Raw genomic sequence first — 15,375 nt, 5'->3', positions numbered from 1 at the left:
CCGCGGACTGTGCGGCCGCTGTCAGACGCCCGAGTAGGCGACGATGCCGCGGCGCACGGCGTCCAGCGCCTTGCGGGCCACACCGGCGAGCGGGGCGTCAGCGACGATCGACAGCTGGTCCAGCAGGTCGATCGTCTGCTTCGACCAGCGCACGAAGTCGCCGGCCGCCATGTCGGCCTCGGACAGCACGCGGTCGAGCATCCCGCCCCGAGCCCACGAGTGCATCGCCTGGGCGAGCCCCGCCGCGATCGGCTCCGACCCGGGCAGGTGGTGCTCACGCTCGAGGTCGTCGAGCTGCTGCCAGAGCTCCAGCGTCGCGGTGAAGGCGGGGCGGAACGCGCCGCGCGGAAGCCCGCGTTCTCCGGGTCCGCCGTCGTCGCGACGCGGTTCGTAGACGAGGCAGCACGCGAGGGCGGCGAGGGACGGCGCATCCAGGTCCCGCCACAGCCCGCGACGGAGCGACTCCGCCACCAGCAGGTCGCGTTCTCCGTAGATGCGGCGCATCGTGCGGCCAGCGGGTGTGAGGGTCGTGGCGCCGTCGTCGGAGCGCACGTAGTCGAGCTCACCGAGCACGTCGACCACACGATCGAAGATCCGGGCCACCGTGCCGGTGCGCGTCTCGATCTGCTGGCGCATCTTGTCGATGGTGCGCCGAAGCCGCCAGTACCGCTCCGCCCAGCGGGCGTGGTTCTCGCGGTCGGGGCAGGAATGGCAGGGATGCCGCTGCATCCGTCGCCGCAGGCTGCCGAGCTCCTTCTGGCGCTTGTCGCGCGCCGCGCGCGAGGCGTTCGCGTCCTTGCGGTTCAGCTTCTCGAGATCGCTGAGATCGCGGCGGATGCCGGAGTACTCGGCGAAGTCGCCCCGATCGCACGTCATGGCCTTCTCATAGCCGGCGAGCGACTCCTCCTGCTCGCGCACCTGGCGTGCGAGACCCACCACCGCGCGGTCGGCCTGGAACTGCGCGAACGACGACTCGAGGATCTCGCGCGCTTTCGCCCGCCCGAACCGGTCGATGAGGTTGACCGCCATGTTGTAGGTCGGCCGGAAGCTGGAGTTGAGCGGGTACGTGCGGCGCGACGCGAGAGCAGCGACAGCCTGGGGGTCGAGCCCCTCCGTCCACTGCACGACCGCGTGCCCTTCGACGTCGATGCCCCGACGCCCGGCGCGGCCGGTCAGCTGGGTGTACTCCCCCGACGTGATCGCCACTCGCGCTTCGCCGTTGAACTTCTCGAGCTTCTCGAGCACCACCGTGCGCGCGGGCATGTTGATGCCGAGCGCGAGCGTCTCGGTCGCGAACACGACCTTCACGAGCTTGCGCTGGAAGAGCTCCTCCACGACCTCCTTGAACGCGGGCAGGAGCCCGGCGTGGTGCGACGCGACGCCGCGCTCGAGGTTGTCGAGCCATTCCCAGTAGCCGAGGACCGCGAGATCCTCATCGTGCAGCGTGCGCGTGCGCTCCTCGACGATCGAGCGGATCTCGGCGCGCTCCTCCTGGCTGGTGAGGCGGACACCGGCGCGGCGCACCTGCTGCACCGCGGCATCGCACCCGACTCGGCTGAAGATGAAGAAGATGGCCGGGAGCAGGTTGGAGCGGGCGAGCAGCTCCACGACGTCCGGGCGGTCCAGCCGCTCGATCCGCTGCACGTTCGCGGAGCGCACGGGGCGCCTGCCGCCACGGTTGGGCCGGCGGCGGGATGCCTCGTACCCGGCGTTGCGCGCGCTCGACCCCTGCTGAGCGCGCCGGTTGACCTCGAAGTTCTGGCCCTTGAACGACCGGATGCGCATGAGCTCCTGGTTCACCTGCGCCGTGGCGATCCCCGCCCGATCGTCGAAGAGCGGCAGCAGGTCGCCCCGCACCAGCACGTGCTGCTCCAGGGGCACCGGCCGCGTCTCGGACACGATCACCTCGGTGTCGCCGCGCACGGTGTCCAGCCAGTCGCCGAACTCCTCCGCGTTGGATACGGTCGCCGACAGCGACACGAGCCGCACGCGCTGCGGGAGGTGGATGATGATCTCCTCCCACACCGCCCCGCGGAAACGATCGGCGAGGTAGTGCACCTCGTCCATGACGACGTACCGCAGCCCGCGCAGCGCCGGGGAGTCGGCGTAGAGCATGTTGCGCAGCACTTCCGTCGTCATGACGACGATGCGGGCGCTGCCGTTGATGTTGGTGTCACCGGTGAGCAGCCCGACCTGGTCGGCGCCGTAGACGTCCTGGAGCTCGCGGAACTTCTGATTCGACAGCGCCTTGATCGGCGTCGTGTAGAACGCCTTGTCGCCCTGCTCGCGCATGGCGAGGTGCACGGCGAACTCGCCCACGATCGTCTTGCCCGCGCCCGTCGGGGCCGCCACCAGCACGCTGCGACCCTCTTCGAGGGCCCGGCAGCCGGCGAGCTGGAAGTCGTCGAGCGTGAATCGCTGGGACGCCGCGAAGTCGGCCGTGATCGGGTGGCTGCGGGAGGCCGCGGCGGAATCGCGCGCCCGTGCGTATCGCTCCGCCCGACCGGGATCGGTCATGCGCCGGTCTCGGGCGGCAGGATCGCGGCGTCGCGCTTGGCCCGGCGGCGGTCGAACAGCAGGGACACCCCTGCCGCGGCGAAGAACAGCACCACCATGATCCCGGCGAGCATGAGCATGCTGACGACGTCGGCGGCCGGCGTCGCGAGGGCGGCGAACACCACGGAGATCAGCACCGCGACGCGCCAGCCCTTGATGATGGCGCGTCCCGACATCACCCCCGCGACGTTCATCGCGACCAGGAACACCGGGAGAACGAAGGCGACGCCGACGACGATCAGCAGCTTGAACACGAAGTCGTAGTAGTACGCGGCGTCGTAGAAGGACGCGGCGCCCTGCGGCACGAACGACGCCATGAGCTCCACGATGTGCGGCATGATCACGAGACCCATCGCGCACCCGGCGAAGAAGAGCGGGATCGCGGCGGCGAGGAAACCGACCGTGTAGCGCACCTCTTTGCGCGTGAGCCCCGGCATGATGAAGGCCCAGATCTGCCACAGCCAGATGGGCGCCGAGATCAGCAGGCCGATCGCGAAGGACATCCGCAGGCGCAGGTCGAACGCGGCCGTGACCGTGCTGAACATGAGCTCGACCTTCGCCTCCTGACCCTCCGACTCCGCCACGACGCGCAGCGGCTCGGTGATGAGGTGGATGACCGGGTCGGTGATGAAGAACGCGACGACCATGCCGACGATGAGCGCCAGCGCGGCCCACATGATGCGCTTGCGCAGCTCGACCAGATGCTGGCCGAGCGACATGCGCTTCTCACGCCGCGTCGGGTCGGATTCTCCGACGCGCGGCGGTCCTGCCGTTGCCACGGCGGGTCAGGGCTTGGATTCGGCGGTTCCGCCCGCGTCCGTGCGCACCTCGGCCGAGGGCGCCTCGACGGAGGAGGCGGTGCCGGCCGGCGTCGCGTCGGCCTTGGACGTGTCGTCGTCCTTCATCGCCTTCATCTCACCCTTGAAGACGCGAGCGGACTGACCCATGCTCTTGGCCAGCGCCGGCAGCTTCGCCGCGCCGAACAGCAGCAGGATCACAGCCAGGATGATCAGGAAGTGCCACCCTGTGAGGCCTTGCAGCATGTCGATTTCCTTTCGGCGGGTCCGGTCTCAGTGTAACCCGCCGTCACCGAGGGCGGTGTTCTCCGGGCGAACTCGTCACCGATCCTTCACCGATACTGGGCGAGCCCCGCCTCTGCCCATTCGGCGGTCGCGCGGCGCGCGGCGGCGGGCTCGAGCACCTCGACCTCGCCGCCGCGGCGGACAGCGAGACGGCGCAGGCTGAACTCGTCGGCGACGCGCATCGTCGCCACGGTCATGCCGCCCGACGTCTCGAGGGACGCGCGGTCGAGGTAGTCCCCGAGAAGTCGCGCGACCGCCTCGGGGAAGCGGATGCGGGCGACGACGTCGTCCTCGCTCGCCTCGAACCAGCCGGGAGCCGGCTCGCCCGCGTGTGAGATCTCGATGTCCGTGAGCTGCAGGTCGCTCACGCGGTCCAGGTGGAACGTGCGCATCGCCTCGCGCAGGTGGCACCAGCCCTGGAGGTACCACTGCCCGTCGGCGATGTGCACCTTCACCGGGTCGACGGTCCGCGTGGTGGGCGCGGCATCCGGTGCCTTGTAGGTGAACGAGACGGCGACCCGGCGGCGGAGTGCCGTCGCCACGGTGTCGCGCACGGTGTCGACGGGCCCGGGTGCGACGATCACCTCGGCGGGGATGCCGGAGGCGCCGCGGGCGAGCTTGGCCAGCAGGCCGGCGAACAGCTCCGTGTCGCCCACGCCGGGGATGGTGCGCGCCAGCTGCAGTCCCGCCAGCAGCGCCGCCGCCTCACGGGCGGTGAGCTTGGGCGCGCGCTCGAGCCCGACGGAGTTCGTGATCACGATGAGATCCCGCTGGTCAAGGAGGTCCCAGTCGATGTCGAACAGGTCGTTCGCCATCTGCCAGTAGCCGCCGTCTCCGGGCAGCCCGATCACGGTGAGCTTCTCGACCATCCCGCGCATCTGGTCGGGCGTGACGTCGAACTCGTCGGCTGCCTCGGCGATGGACACCTCGCCCTTGCCGATGAGGTACGGCACGAGCTGCAGCATGAGCGCGGCGCGGTCGGTGGCGACCAGGGAGCGACGGGCGGTCATGCGGATGCCCCGTTCAGGTCGCGCGCGGCGGCGAGGCGCTCGATCACGCGGTCACGCAGCTCGGCCGGCTCGACGACCCGCACCTCGGGGCCGTAGGAGGCGAGCTCCTCGGCGAAGATGTGGACGTCGACGTACGAGACGCGGATCCCCTGCTCGGCCGGGGTCGCGCGCCGTGCGAGGCGCAGCGCTGCCTCCGTGCCGGGGTTCACCTCGAGGTGCGCCGTGCTGCGGGCCGCGACCTGCTCGAGGCCGCGGAGCGCGCGTTCGCCGGCACCCTCGCGCAGCGCCGGATCGAAGCCCTCTCGCGTCTGCACGACCGGGCCCACGATGCGCGAGAGCAGGAAGGTCCGGTCGGCGCCCACCCCGAGGTCGATGCCGAACACGTGCCAGCGCGCCTCGTACTCGACGAGCGCCAGCGGCTGGACGCGTCGCGTGCGCGGCGCCTCCTCCCCCGGCTTCAGGTAGGGGAACGTCACCACGCGGGACTGCTCGATCGCCTGCTGCAGGAGCGGGAACGACGGGTCGTGCAGGCTGATCCGCGGCGAATAGCCGATGATCGGCTCATCCACCGGAATGCCCAGGGCGCGGATCTTGCGCAGGCCGCTGCGGGCATCGTCGGACATGGAGCTCTCACTCCAGACGCCGCCCGCCAGGTTCAGCAGGGCGAGCTCGGCCGGCGTGAACTCGATGTCCTCGGGAAGCTCGTACTCCGCGCTCGGCACCCGATACCGCGCCTCGCGCAGGTCGTCGGGATCGGCCCAGTCGCCGATGGTCTCGATGGGGACGCCCAGGCCGCGAAGACTCTCCTTGTCGCGCTCGAACATCTTCTCGAGCGCGTCCTTGGATGCGCCGGCCACCGTCTGCTCGCGGTATCCCGACACCGAGGACAGGATGGTGTCCTTCGTCAGCCCCTGATCGGTCGCCATGAGCGCGACGACGAGATTGACGAGCCGCTCCTCTGGCGGGTTCTTCGCGGGCGCGTTGGCAGGCACCCACTCATCCTAGGGTCGGCCGGCCCCTGCGGAACCGTCTCGACGGGCGCGCCGCTACTGCGCGGGAGCGGCCTCGTCGAGGCCGAGGATGTCGAACACGAAGACGGTCGCCTGGTCGGTGCCTCCTGCTTCGGCGGGAACGACGGCCATCACCTGCGAGCCGACCGTCTGGCCGACGAGCACCTGCTCGAGGACCGGGTCGCCCGTCAGCGGAATGGACTGAGGCTGCGTCTCCCACGTGGAGCTCAGCTGCTCCTTGTCGTCCCATGACACCGCGAGCACGTGCGCCCGCACGGTCGAGTCCGCCTCGACGACCGGGCCGTCGCCCTTCTTCAGCGTCTGCACGACGACCTCGGTGGGCGCATTCCCGTCGGGGATCACGACGCCGGGGTGACCGTCGGGCGCACGGACGACGGCAGGAAGACCCATGCCGCTGTTGTACTGAAGGCTGCCGTCGGCGGCGGGGCGATACACCTTGCGCACGTCCACGACGGCCACAGACGAGTCATCCTCGGCGAGACCGACGCTCTGCGCCGCCGCGGGATCGATTCCCCCGGGTCCGATCGCCACGACGATGCGCGATCCCTCGGACGCGCACTGGAGCGCCTCCTCGAACGCCGGAACCGTCGCGGTCCACTGCGACAGCGGGAGCGGCTGCGACAGGTCGCCGTCGTAGCCGGTCCCGACGATCTGTTCGCCGGTCTCGCCCGAGTACAGGCTCAGGTCGATCACCACGAGCTGGTCGGTCGACGTGATCGGCACTTCGCCGTCGCCCTGCTCGACGTCGGTGAACTGCGTCTCGGACGCGATGAACGGCGTGTAGATCTCGACCTCGGGCGCGGCATCCGCAGCGCCCGTCACCTGGATGAGATCGACCTCGTCACCGCCGCCGTCGGGGCGGGGGCAGTCGGAGGCGGCAGGCAGCGAACAGCCGGCCAGGCCGACGGCCGCGAGTCCGAGGATCGCGAGGGCAGCGGGGATCTTGCGCACCGGAACAGTCTAGATGCGGGTCGGGTCAATGCCGTGCAGCGGCGTTGAGGCGTCCCGGATCTAGGTTGAGTAGCGCCGCCGGCGCGTATCGAAACCTCAGCGCTCGTCCGAGTCGCCCGTTCCCTCGCTCGTTCCCTCGCCCGTCGCGTCGCCCGCGGCCTGCCGCGCGCCCTCGGCGGCTCGCTGTGCCTCGCGCACCCGCTTGCGGAGGTTCTTGTCGGTGATCTGGCGGTCGCCGACGGCTCCCGGGGTCCAGAGCTCGACGTCCTCGTCGCCGTAGCTCGACTTCGACGCGCGCCGCTTGACCTCGGGCGGCACGGCACCCGGGGCCAGGCGCCGAGCCCACAGCAGGAAGCCGGTGTGGGCGACCATGCGGTGGTCGGGCCGGACCGCGAGGCCCTCCACGTGCCAGCCGCGCACCATCGTCTCGCTGGCCTCGGGATCGGTGAACAGGCCGGTGTGGCGGATGTACTCCGCCACACGGCTCAGCTGGGTCGCGGTGGCGATGTAGCAGAGCACGACGCCGCCGGGGGTGAGTGCATCGGCGACGACGTCGATGCACTCCCACGGCGCCAGCATGTCGAGGACGACACGGTCGACGGATGCCGGAGCCACGGCGCCCGGGAGCGATTCGACGAGGTCCCCGACCACGACCTGCCAGTTCGCCGGCGTCTCCCCCAGGTACGTCTCGACGTTGGCCTGGGCGACCTCGGCGAACTCCGGCCGCCGCTCGAAGGAGATGAGGCGACCTTCGGAGCCCATCGCGCGGAGGAGCCACAGCGACAGCGCGCCCGAGCCGACGCCCGCCTCGACGACGACGGAGCCCGGGAACACGTCGGCCTCGGCGATGATCTGCGCGGCGTCCTTCGGATAGACGATCGCCGCGCCCCGGGGCATGGACATGACGAAGTCTCGCAGCAGGGGGCGCAGCGCGAGGTACTCGTGCCCGCCGCTGTTCGCGACGACCGAGCCGTCGGGCTGGCTGACGAGCTGCTCGTGCTTGAGCACGCCGTGGTGCGTGTGCAGTTCGCCGCGCTCGCGAAGGGTGATCGTGTGCAGGCGTCCCTTGGGGCCCGTGAGCTGCACGCGGTCTCCGAACCGGAAGGGGCCGCTGGGTCGTTCGGTCATCGGGCGGCCTCCTCGGCGCGGTGGGCGGCGTGGAAGGATGCCACGTCCGCGGCGGTGCGGCCCTCCAGGGTCGGCCACAGCACGTGGGCGCCGGCCCCGGTGAGCGAGACCATGAGCGGCACGCCGATCGTCGCGGCTCCGGAGGCGACCGCCGAGCGCAGGCCGTTGGGCGAGTCCTCGATCGCGACGGCCTCGGCCGGCGTGACGCCGAGCGCGTCGCAGGCCTGCAGGTACGGGTCGGGGAATGGCTTGGGGCGCGTGGCGTCGTCGCCCGCGATCACCACGTCGAACGCCTCGAAGTCGATGAGGTCGACGACGGTGTCGGCCATGCGCCGCATCGACATCGTGACGAGGCCGGTCTTGATCCCGGCGGCGCGCAGGTCCGCGAGCAGCTCGCGCGCTCCGGGGCGGAAGGGCACGCCGGTGGTGGCGAGACGGCGCATCACGTCGTCGGTCAGGTGGTCGATGATCTCGTGCACGCCCATCCGCACGCCGGCATCCTGGAAGATCCGCGCGGAGTCCTCGAGACCGAGTCCCACCAGCGCGAGCGCCTGCTCGTGGGACCACGTCCCGCCGAAGCTCTCGACGAGCGGCGTCTCCGCGGCCATCCAATAGGGCTCGGTGTCGACCAGGGTGCCGTCCATGTCCCACAGGACGGCCGAGAGAGGCGCGGGATTCACTGGTCCATGGTAGCCGGAGGCGAGACGGCGCCCGGGGCGAGCCCCGCGCGCGCGACGCGGTGCGGAGGCGCGCGGGAGTGCTGATCCCCCCGCGCCGCACCGGGCCTATCCTGGAGGGAACCCGCACCGCGGGTGGAGGAGGTCTCGTGGACGGACTGGGACGCCGGGTGCTCGTCGCCGCGTTCGACGGGTGGAACGATGCCGGTGAGGCGGCGTCGTCAGCCATCACGCAGCTGCGCGAAGGGGGCACGTACGAGACCGTCTTCTCCGTGGACCCCGAGCTGTACTTCGACTACCAGTACACGCGACCCCAGATCGTGACCGACGGGGACGGGAAGCGGTCGCTGAAGTGGCCCGAGGCCGCCCTGCTGCGCCCCACCCGCACCACGCGCAGCGGCACGCAGCTGTGGCTGCTCACCGGCGTCGAGCCAGCGCGCGCGTGGCAGGCATTCGCGTCGGAGTTCATCGACATCGCCCTGCGAGAGGACATCACCGGCTTCCTGTCGATCGGGTCGATGATGTCGGACGTCCCGCACACCCGCCCGATCTCGGTCTTCGCCGGCAGCGACAACGATGCCCTGCGCACCGCGCTCGAACTCGAGCGGAGCACCTACGAGGGTCCCGTGGGCATCCTCAGCGTGCTCGGCCACGCCGCCGACGCCGCCGGCATCCCGTCGGCGAGCCTGTGGGCGAGCGTTCCGCACTACGTCGCCGGCCACACGCCGTCCCCGAAGGCCACGCTGGCCCTGCTCGATCGGCTCGAGGACCTCACCGGCGCCTCGGTGCCGCGCGGCGACCTCGCGACCGAGGCCGCGGCGTGGGAGGCATCGATCGACGCCGCTGCCGCCGACGACGAGGAGATGACGGAGTACATCCGTCAGCTCGAGCGCACGCGCGACACATGGGACTCCCCCGAGGCGTCGGGCGACGCCATCGCCCAGGAGTTCGAGCGCTACCTGCGTCGCGGCGGCGACGGCCCGACCAAGCCGGGCCGCGACGACCCGCGGCGCTAGCCGCGAACGCGCTGCGTGGGCCGGCGCGGCGTCAGAACCAGATGTCCAGCTCGCGGGCGGCGGACTCGGGGCTGTCGGAGCCGTGAACGAGGTTCTGCTGCACCTTCAGGCCCCAATCCCGGCCGAAGTCGCCGCGGATCGTGCCGGGCGCTGCCGTCGTCGGGTCGGTGGTGCCCGCAAGTGAGCGGAATCCCTCGATGACCCGGTTGCCCGCCAGGCGGATGGCGACCGACGGACCCGACATCATGAACTCGAGCAGCGGCTCGTAGAAGGGCTTGCCCTCGTGCTCGGCGTAGTGGCGCTCGAGGGTGCCGCGATCCGGTTCGACGAGGCGGATGTCGACGAGGGAGTATCCCTTCGCCTCGATGCGGGCCAGGATCGCGCCGGTCAGTCCGCGCGCGACACCGTCGGGCTTGACGAGGACGAGGGTCTCTTCGGTGGCCATGGAAGTCTCCGTTCCGCCGGTCAGGCTTCTTCAGGGGGGTTCGCAGCGAGCTCGGCGTTGCGCCGGTCGAGCGCTGCTCCCTTGATCGTCGCATACGCGTACATGCCGCCGAAAATGAGCGCGACGATCGCGAGCGACGGAACGAGGAACGCCCCCAGCGCCACGATCACCTGCAGCACCCAGCCGAGCGCGATGCCCCACGAGTACCGCACGAAGCGGGTCGTGACGATCATGAGGATCGCGACGACCGTGCCGGCGACGATCCCCCACCACGGCTCGATCGACTCGGGGAGAGCCCGGAGTCCGTAGATCACCAGGCCGCCCAGGAAGGCGATGATCGACTCGAACGCGAGCACGATCGACGCGAGCGACTCGGCGGCCCCGCGGGGGCGGCGCGCGCGGGGCGCGGATGCCTCGGCGGCGCTCACTCGTCCCACCCGCTCTTCCACTCCTCGGCGTCCGCCAGTGCCAGCGCCTGACCCGCGAGGATCACCGACCCGGCGATGACGACGGCACGCCGATCGGATGCCGCGGCCCAGGCCCGTGCGGACTCCGCGGCCTGCGCGAGGTCGTCGTGCACCGTGACGGCCAGGCCCTGCGCCTCGGCGAGGTCGGCGAGGCGCTCGGCGTCCTCCGCGCGTTCGGAGGCCGGAGACGTCGCGAAGACGTGCGCCGCGACCGGGGCGATCTCCCGCACGATTCCGGCGGCGTCCTTGTCAGAGAACACCCCCAGCACGACGCCCCACTCGTCGAAATCGAACGACTCGCGCAGCGCGGTCGCCAGCGCCTTCGCGCCGTGCGGGTTGTGCGCCGCGTCGACGAGCACCGTCGGGGCGATGCCCACGAGCTGCAGGCGGCCCGGCGCAGTGGCGTGACCGAGGGCTTCGGCGAGCACCTCGCCCGTGATCGCCTGCGATGCGCCACCGATGAGCGCCTCCACGGCCGCGATGGCGAGGGCGGCGTTGAATCCCTGATGCGCGCCGTACAGCGGGAGGTACTCCTCCTCGTAGGTGCCGGCGAGCCCGCGCACGGTGATCTGCTGACCCCCGACGGCGAGCCGCTGCTCGACCAGCGCGAAATCGACGCCCTCGAAGGCGATCGTGGCGTCGCGGGCCGCGGCAGCATCGCGAAGCGCGGCCTCGGCAGAGGCATCCTGCCGGGCCGACACGACCGCCGCGCCGTCCTTGATGATCCCCGCCTTGACCGAGGCGATCTCGGCGATCGTCTCGCCGAGGCGATCGGCGTGATCGATGTCGATCGGCGTGAAGACCGCGACGTCTCCGTCGGCCGTGTTGGTGGAGTCCCACGACCCGCCCATGCCGACCTCGAGGACGAGGACGTCGATCGGGGCATCGGCGAACGCCACGAAGGCCAGCACCGTGAGCAGCTCGAAGAAGGTCAGCGGCGCGTCGCCGGCCGCGGTGAGCTCCGCGTCGACGAGATCGACGAACGGCGCGATCTCGTCCCACGCGTCGGCGACCGCGGCGTCGGCGATGGGCGCGCCGTCGACCATGATCCGCTCGGTGAACCGCTCGAGGTGCGGGCTGGTGAACAAGCCGGTCCGCAGGCCGTGAGCGCGCACGAGGGTCTCGATGAGGCGGCTGGTGGAGGTCTTGCCGTTCGTCCCCGTCACGTGCACGACGCGATAGGTCTTCTGCGGGTCGTCCAGCAGCTCGAGCACGCGGCGCGTGCGCTCGACGCGCGGCTGCACCCACCGCTCGCCCTGCCGTTCGAGGAGGGCCGCATAGACCTTGTCGGCGCGGGCGATGTCGCGATCGGTCACTTGCTCTCGCTCCCCTCGCTCGCGGCACCGCGTGCGGATGCCTCCACCCTGGTCACCTCGACGCTGAACGCGCCCTGGTTCGCGAAGTCCCCGGCGGCGTGCGTGCGGACGAGATCGCTGGGAAGCGTCACCGATCCGGCGAGGACGGCGCCGCCCGCGAGCAGTGCGGCACCGTCGGGCCCGGTCACGGAGTAGTCGATCGCGAGCGTCTCTCCCGCGACGTCGGCCACCGCGAACGCGCTCGCCACGGCGCCCGCATCCTCGGCCGACTCGAACGCCAGGCGCAGGTCGATGCGGTCGCTGACGTCGAATCCGGCCGCCTTGCGGGTGTCCTGCACCGCCCGCACGACGTCGCGCGCCAGTCCCTCGGCCTCGAGCTCGGGGGTCGTCGCGGTGTCGAGCAGCACGAAACCGCCCTCGTCGAGGAGCGCGATCGCCGTGCCCTCGTCGACGCCGCCCGCCTCGAGGGTGAGGTCGTACTCCCCCTCGTGCAGGGCGATGCCGTCGACGACGACGACGCCGTCCGCCTCCTCCCACACACCCGCCTTCGCGCCGGCGATGACGTGCTGCACCTGCTTGCCGAGGCGCGGGCCGGCCGCGCGGGCGTTGACGCTCAGTCGCTTGCTGATCCCGTAGCGCTCTGCGACGTCGCCGTCGAGCTCGACGAGGTCGACCGACTTCACGTTCAGCTCATCGCGCAGGATGCCCTCGAACTGGGCGAGGGACGCGGCATCCGCGACCACCACCGTCAGCGTCGCGAGCGGCAGGCGCACGCGCTTGCCCTCCTTCTTGCGCAGCGCGTTCGCGACGCTCGACACCTCGCGCACGGCATCCATCGCCGAGCGGATGTCGTCCGCGGCGGCGAAAGCCTCGGCGTCCGGCCAGTCCTGCAGGTGCACACTGCGGCCGCCCGTGAGCCCCTGCCACACCCGCTCCGACACGAGCGGGATGAGCGGCGCGGCGACGCGGGTGAGCGTCTCGAGCACGGTGTACAGGGTGTCGAAGGCCTCGCGGCTCTTCGGATCGTCGGTCACCCCCACCCAGAACCGGTCGCGCGAGCGGCGGATGTACCAGTTCGTCAGAGCCTCGGCGAAGTCGCGGAGCTTCGCCGCGGCGGTGGTCGAATCGAGCCCCTCGAGGTCCGCCGCCACGTCGCGCACGAGGTCGCCGGTGAGGGCGAGGATGTACCGGTCGAGCACGTCCGTGGAATCCGTCCGCCAGGATGCCTCGTACCCGGCGCCGTCGGGACCGCCGGCCGCGTTCGCGTAGGTGGCGAAGAAGTACCACGCGTTCCACAGCGGCAGCAGGAACTCGCGCACGCCGGCACGGATGCCCTCCTCGGTCACGACGAGGTTCCCTCCGCGCAGCACCGAGGACGCCATGAGGAACCACCGCATCGCGTCGGAGCCGTCGCGGTCGAAGACCTCGCTGACGTCGGGGTAGTTCCGCAGCGACTTCGACATCTTCTGGCCGTCGCTGCCCAGCACGATGCCGTGGCAGGAGACGCCGGTGAACGCGGGACGGTCGAACAGCGCGGTCGAGAGCACGTGCATGACGTAGAACCAGCCGCGCGTCTGCCCGATGTACTCGACGATGAAGTCGGCGGGCGCGTGCTCGTCGAACCAGTCGTGGTTCTCGAACGGGTAATGGACCTGCGCGTAGGGCATCGAGCCCGAGTCGAACCAGACGTCGAACACGTCCTCGATGCGGCGCATCGTGCTGCGCCCGCTCGGGTCGTCGGGGTTGGGGCGCGTCAGCTCGTCGATGAACGGGCGGTGCAGGTCGACCTCGCCGGCAGCGTTCAGCGGAAGGCGGGCGAAGTCGCGTTCGAGGTCGGCGAGGGAGCCGTAGACGTCGATGCGCGGGTACTCCGGGTCGTCGCTCTTCCACACCGGGATCGGCGACCCCCAGTAGCGGTTGCGGCTCACCGACCAGTCGCGGGCGCCTTCGAGCCACTTGCCGAACTGACCGTGCTTGACGTTCTCGGGGACCCACGTGATCTGCTCGTTGTTCTCGAGCATCCGGTCCTTGATGTCCGTCACGCGCACGAACCAGCTCGACACAGCGCGGTAGATGAGCGGGTTGCGGCACCGCCAGCAGTGAGGGTAGGAGTGCTCGTAGCTGGCCAGGCGCAGCAGGCGCCCCTCCTGGCGGAGGAGCCGCACGAGCGGCGTGTTGGCGTCCATCCACAGCTCGCCGGCGACGTCCGTCACCTGCGGCAGGAAGCGGCCGCCGTCGTCGAGGCTCATGATGAGCGGGATGCCGGCGGCTTCGGTGACCCGCTGGTCGTCTTCGCCGTAGGCCGGGGCCTGGTGGACGATGCCGGTGCCGTCGCCCGTCGTGACGTAGTCGTCGACGAGGATGCGCCAGGCGCTTCCGGTGCCCCAGGTCTCGGCATCCGCGTAGTAGTCGAAGAGCCGGTCGTAGCCGACATCCTGCAGCTCCGCGCCGACGACGGTCTGCACGACGGCTTCGCGCGCCGCCTCGGCCGACTCGTAGCCGAGGTCCTTGGCGTAGCCCGCAAGGAGCTCCTCCGCCAGGAGGTAACGGTGGGCGTAGGCCTCGGCGGCCTCGTCGGCGTGCCCGTCGGGCGCGTGGTGCACATCGGCGGCTCCGCCCGGTCCGCCCGGAACGACGACGTAGCGGATGTCGGGGCCGACGGCGAGGGCGAGGTTCGTCGGGAGCGTCCACGGCGTCGTCGTCCACGCGAGGGCCCGGACGCCGGTGAGGCCGAGGGCCTCGGCCTTGGCTCCGACGAGCGGGAAGGTGACCGTCACCGAGGGATCCTGGCGCATCTTGTAGACGTCGTCGTCCATGCGCAGCTCGTGACTGGACAGGGGCGTCTCGTCGCGCCAGCAGTACGGCAGCACGCGGTAGCCCTCGTATGCGAGGCCCTTGTCGTGCAGCGTCTTGAACGCCCACAGCACCGACTCCATGTAGGACGTGTCGAGCGTCTTGTAGCCGCGCTCGAAGTCGACCCAGCGAGCCTGGCGGGTGACGTAGTCCTCCCACTCCCGCGTGTAGGCGAGTACCGACTCCCGCGCCTTGGCGTTGAAGGCAGCCAGGCCCATCTCCTCGATCTGGGTCTTCTCGGTGATGCCCAGCTGCTTCATCGCCTCGAGCTCGGCGGGAAGGCCGTGCGTGTCCCATCCGAACACGCGGTCCACCTTCTTCCCGCGCATCGTCTGGAAGCGCGGGAAGAGATCCTTCGCGTAGCCGGTGAGCAGGTGGCCGTAGTGGGGCAGGCCGTTGGCGAACGGCGGGCCGTCGTAGAAGACCCACTCCTCGGCACCCTCGCGGTTCGCGATCGATGCCCGGAACGTGTCGTCGGACTCCCAGAACGCGAGCGTCTCGCGCTCGATCTCGGGGAACCGTGGGCTCGGCACGACGGAATCGGCAGCGGGGCCGAATGAGGATTTCGGGTAGGTCATGTCACTCCAGCAGGTTGCGATGCTTCCTGCGAGGACGACCCGTGCGGGCCGCGGTACCACCCCGCGTTGTCTTCTCCGGTGCTCGAGTGCCGCCGTCAGGCGGGGTATCGAGATCCGGGGAAGACCCCTCTCACTGCGGCTGTGACGGGCCTGACCCGCTCGGTTCTACTGACCCCGGTGCTCGAGCGCCGCCGAGGCGGTGTTCGGGACCCGGAGGGTTCTTCCGAGAGCTCCCCGGTGATGGCCGGATCGATGCTGGTCGGCC

The 15,375-nt window shown here is 70.8% G+C and carries 13 protein-coding genes; 1 reads left to right on the top strand and 12 read right to left on the bottom strand.

Annotated elements, in window-relative coordinates:
• Positions 1–21 precede the first annotated feature (21 nt).
• The 8 genes from ACE3O1_RS03350 to ACE3O1_RS03315 form a co-directional block, all read right to left on the bottom strand.
• The gene (locus tag ACE3O1_RS03350; protein WP_374312402.1) at positions 22–2,517 is read right to left on the bottom strand and encodes a DEAD/DEAH box helicase; all 2,496 of its coding nucleotides are present in this window, start codon (positions 2,515–2,517) and stop codon (positions 22–24) included.
• Positions 2,514–3,275 carry a twin-arginine translocase subunit TatC gene (tatC, locus tag ACE3O1_RS03345; protein ID WP_374312400.1) on the bottom strand — a complete coding sequence of 254 codons (762 nt, stop codon included), beginning with the start codon at positions 3,273–3,275 and terminating at the stop codon, positions 2,514–2,516. The genes ACE3O1_RS03350 and tatC overlap by 4 nt, the downstream gene beginning before the upstream one ends.
• 66 nt (positions 3,276–3,341) lie before the next feature.
• Positions 3,342–3,599, bottom strand: coding sequence for a Sec-independent protein translocase subunit TatA (gene tatA, locus ACE3O1_RS03340; protein WP_374312398.1), 258 nt, complete (start codon positions 3,597–3,599; stop codon positions 3,342–3,344).
• A gap of 86 nt (positions 3,600–3,685) precedes the next feature.
• Positions 3,686–4,648: a helix-turn-helix transcriptional regulator gene (locus ACE3O1_RS03335; protein ID WP_374312396.1), complete on the bottom strand. Its 963-nt coding sequence runs from the start codon at positions 4,646–4,648 to the stop codon at positions 3,686–3,688.
• Positions 4,645–5,640: a helix-turn-helix transcriptional regulator gene (locus tag ACE3O1_RS03330; protein WP_374312394.1), complete on the bottom strand. Its 996-nt coding sequence runs from the start codon at positions 5,638–5,640 to the stop codon at positions 4,645–4,647. The genes ACE3O1_RS03335 and ACE3O1_RS03330 overlap by 4 nt, the downstream gene beginning before the upstream one ends.
• Positions 5,641–5,694: 54 nt before the next feature.
• Positions 5,695–6,630 carry an FKBP-type peptidyl-prolyl cis-trans isomerase gene (locus ACE3O1_RS03325; protein WP_374312392.1) on the bottom strand — a complete coding sequence of 312 codons (936 nt, stop codon included), beginning with the start codon at positions 6,628–6,630 and terminating at the stop codon, positions 5,695–5,697.
• Positions 6,631–6,726: 96 nt separating this feature from the next.
• The gene (locus ACE3O1_RS03320; protein ID WP_374312390.1) at positions 6,727–7,758 is read right to left on the bottom strand and encodes a tRNA (adenine-N1)-methyltransferase; all 1,032 of its coding nucleotides are present in this window, start codon (positions 7,756–7,758) and stop codon (positions 6,727–6,729) included.
• Entirely contained in the window at positions 7,755–8,438 is a 684-nt protein-coding gene (locus ACE3O1_RS03315; protein ID WP_374312388.1) for an HAD family hydrolase, read from the bottom strand. The genes ACE3O1_RS03320 and ACE3O1_RS03315 overlap by 4 nt, the downstream gene beginning before the upstream one ends.
• Positions 8,439–8,584: 146 nt before the next feature.
• Between ACE3O1_RS03315 and ACE3O1_RS03310 the strand changes: the two genes are divergently transcribed.
• Positions 8,585–9,451 (top strand): PAC2 family protein, encoded by an 867-nt coding sequence (locus tag ACE3O1_RS03310; protein WP_374312386.1) that lies wholly within the window; start codon positions 8,585–8,587, stop codon positions 9,449–9,451.
• 31 nt (positions 9,452–9,482) lie between these two features.
• On the opposite strand, the gene ndk is transcribed toward ACE3O1_RS03310, so the two are convergent.
• From ndk to ileS, 4 genes are read right to left on the bottom strand one after another with little or no spacing between them, the layout of a single operon-like run.
• The gene (gene ndk / locus ACE3O1_RS03305; RefSeq protein WP_056119602.1) at positions 9,483–9,896 is read right to left on the bottom strand and encodes a nucleoside-diphosphate kinase; all 414 of its coding nucleotides are present in this window, start codon (positions 9,894–9,896) and stop codon (positions 9,483–9,485) included.
• A 20-nt stretch (positions 9,897–9,916) separates the two neighbouring features.
• On the bottom strand, positions 9,917–10,333 hold the full coding sequence (locus ACE3O1_RS03300) for a DUF4233 domain-containing protein (RefSeq protein WP_374312384.1): 417 nt from the start codon (positions 10,331–10,333) through the stop codon (positions 9,917–9,919).
• A complete protein-coding gene (locus ACE3O1_RS03295) occupies positions 10,321–11,679 on the bottom strand; it encodes a folylpolyglutamate synthase/dihydrofolate synthase family protein (RefSeq protein WP_374312382.1) in 1,359 nt (452 codons plus the stop codon). Before ACE3O1_RS03295 ends, ACE3O1_RS03300 begins: the two co-directional genes overlap by 13 nt.
• Positions 11,676–15,110 carry an isoleucine--tRNA ligase gene (gene ileS / locus ACE3O1_RS03290; RefSeq protein ID WP_374312380.1) on the bottom strand — a complete coding sequence of 1,145 codons (3,435 nt, stop codon included), beginning with the start codon at positions 15,108–15,110 and terminating at the stop codon, positions 11,676–11,678. The genes ACE3O1_RS03295 and ileS overlap by 4 nt, the downstream gene beginning before the upstream one ends.
• Between the last annotated feature and the right edge of the window lie 265 nt (positions 15,111–15,375).

The organism is Microbacterium sp. (assembly GCF_041909575.1).
Lineage (GTDB): Bacteria > Actinomycetota > Actinomycetes > Actinomycetales > Microbacteriaceae > Microbacterium.
Note: the sequence above shows the minus strand (reverse complement) of the source record. Positions and strands in the feature narration are given on the sequence as shown.

What these genes read in the sequence shown, in the direction of transcription:
- ndk (WP_056119602.1), bottom strand. Translation starts at nt 9,896, where the DNA reads ATGGCCACCGAAGAGACCCTCGTCCTCGTCAAGCCCGACGGTGTCGCG.
- ACE3O1_RS03320 (WP_374312390.1), bottom strand. Translation starts at nt 7,758, where the DNA reads ATGACCGAACGACCCAGCGGCCCCTTCCGGTTCGGAGACCGCGTGCAG.
- tatC (WP_374312400.1), bottom strand. Translation starts at nt 3,275, where the DNA reads ATGTCGCTCGGCCAGCATCTGGTCGAGCTGCGCAAGCGCATCATGTGG.
- ileS (WP_374312380.1), bottom strand. Translation starts at nt 15,110, where the DNA reads ATGACCTACCCGAAATCCTCATTCGGCCCCGCTGCCGATTCCGTCGTG.
- ACE3O1_RS03335 (WP_374312396.1), bottom strand. Translation starts at nt 4,648, where the DNA reads ATGACCGCCCGTCGCTCCCTGGTCGCCACCGACCGCGCCGCGCTCATG.
- tatA (WP_374312398.1), bottom strand. Translation starts at nt 3,599, where the DNA reads ATGCTGCAAGGCCTCACAGGGTGGCACTTCCTGATCATCCTGGCTGTG.
- ACE3O1_RS03350 (WP_374312402.1), bottom strand. Translation starts at nt 2,517, where the DNA reads ATGACCGATCCCGGTCGGGCGGAGCGATACGCACGGGCGCGCGATTCC.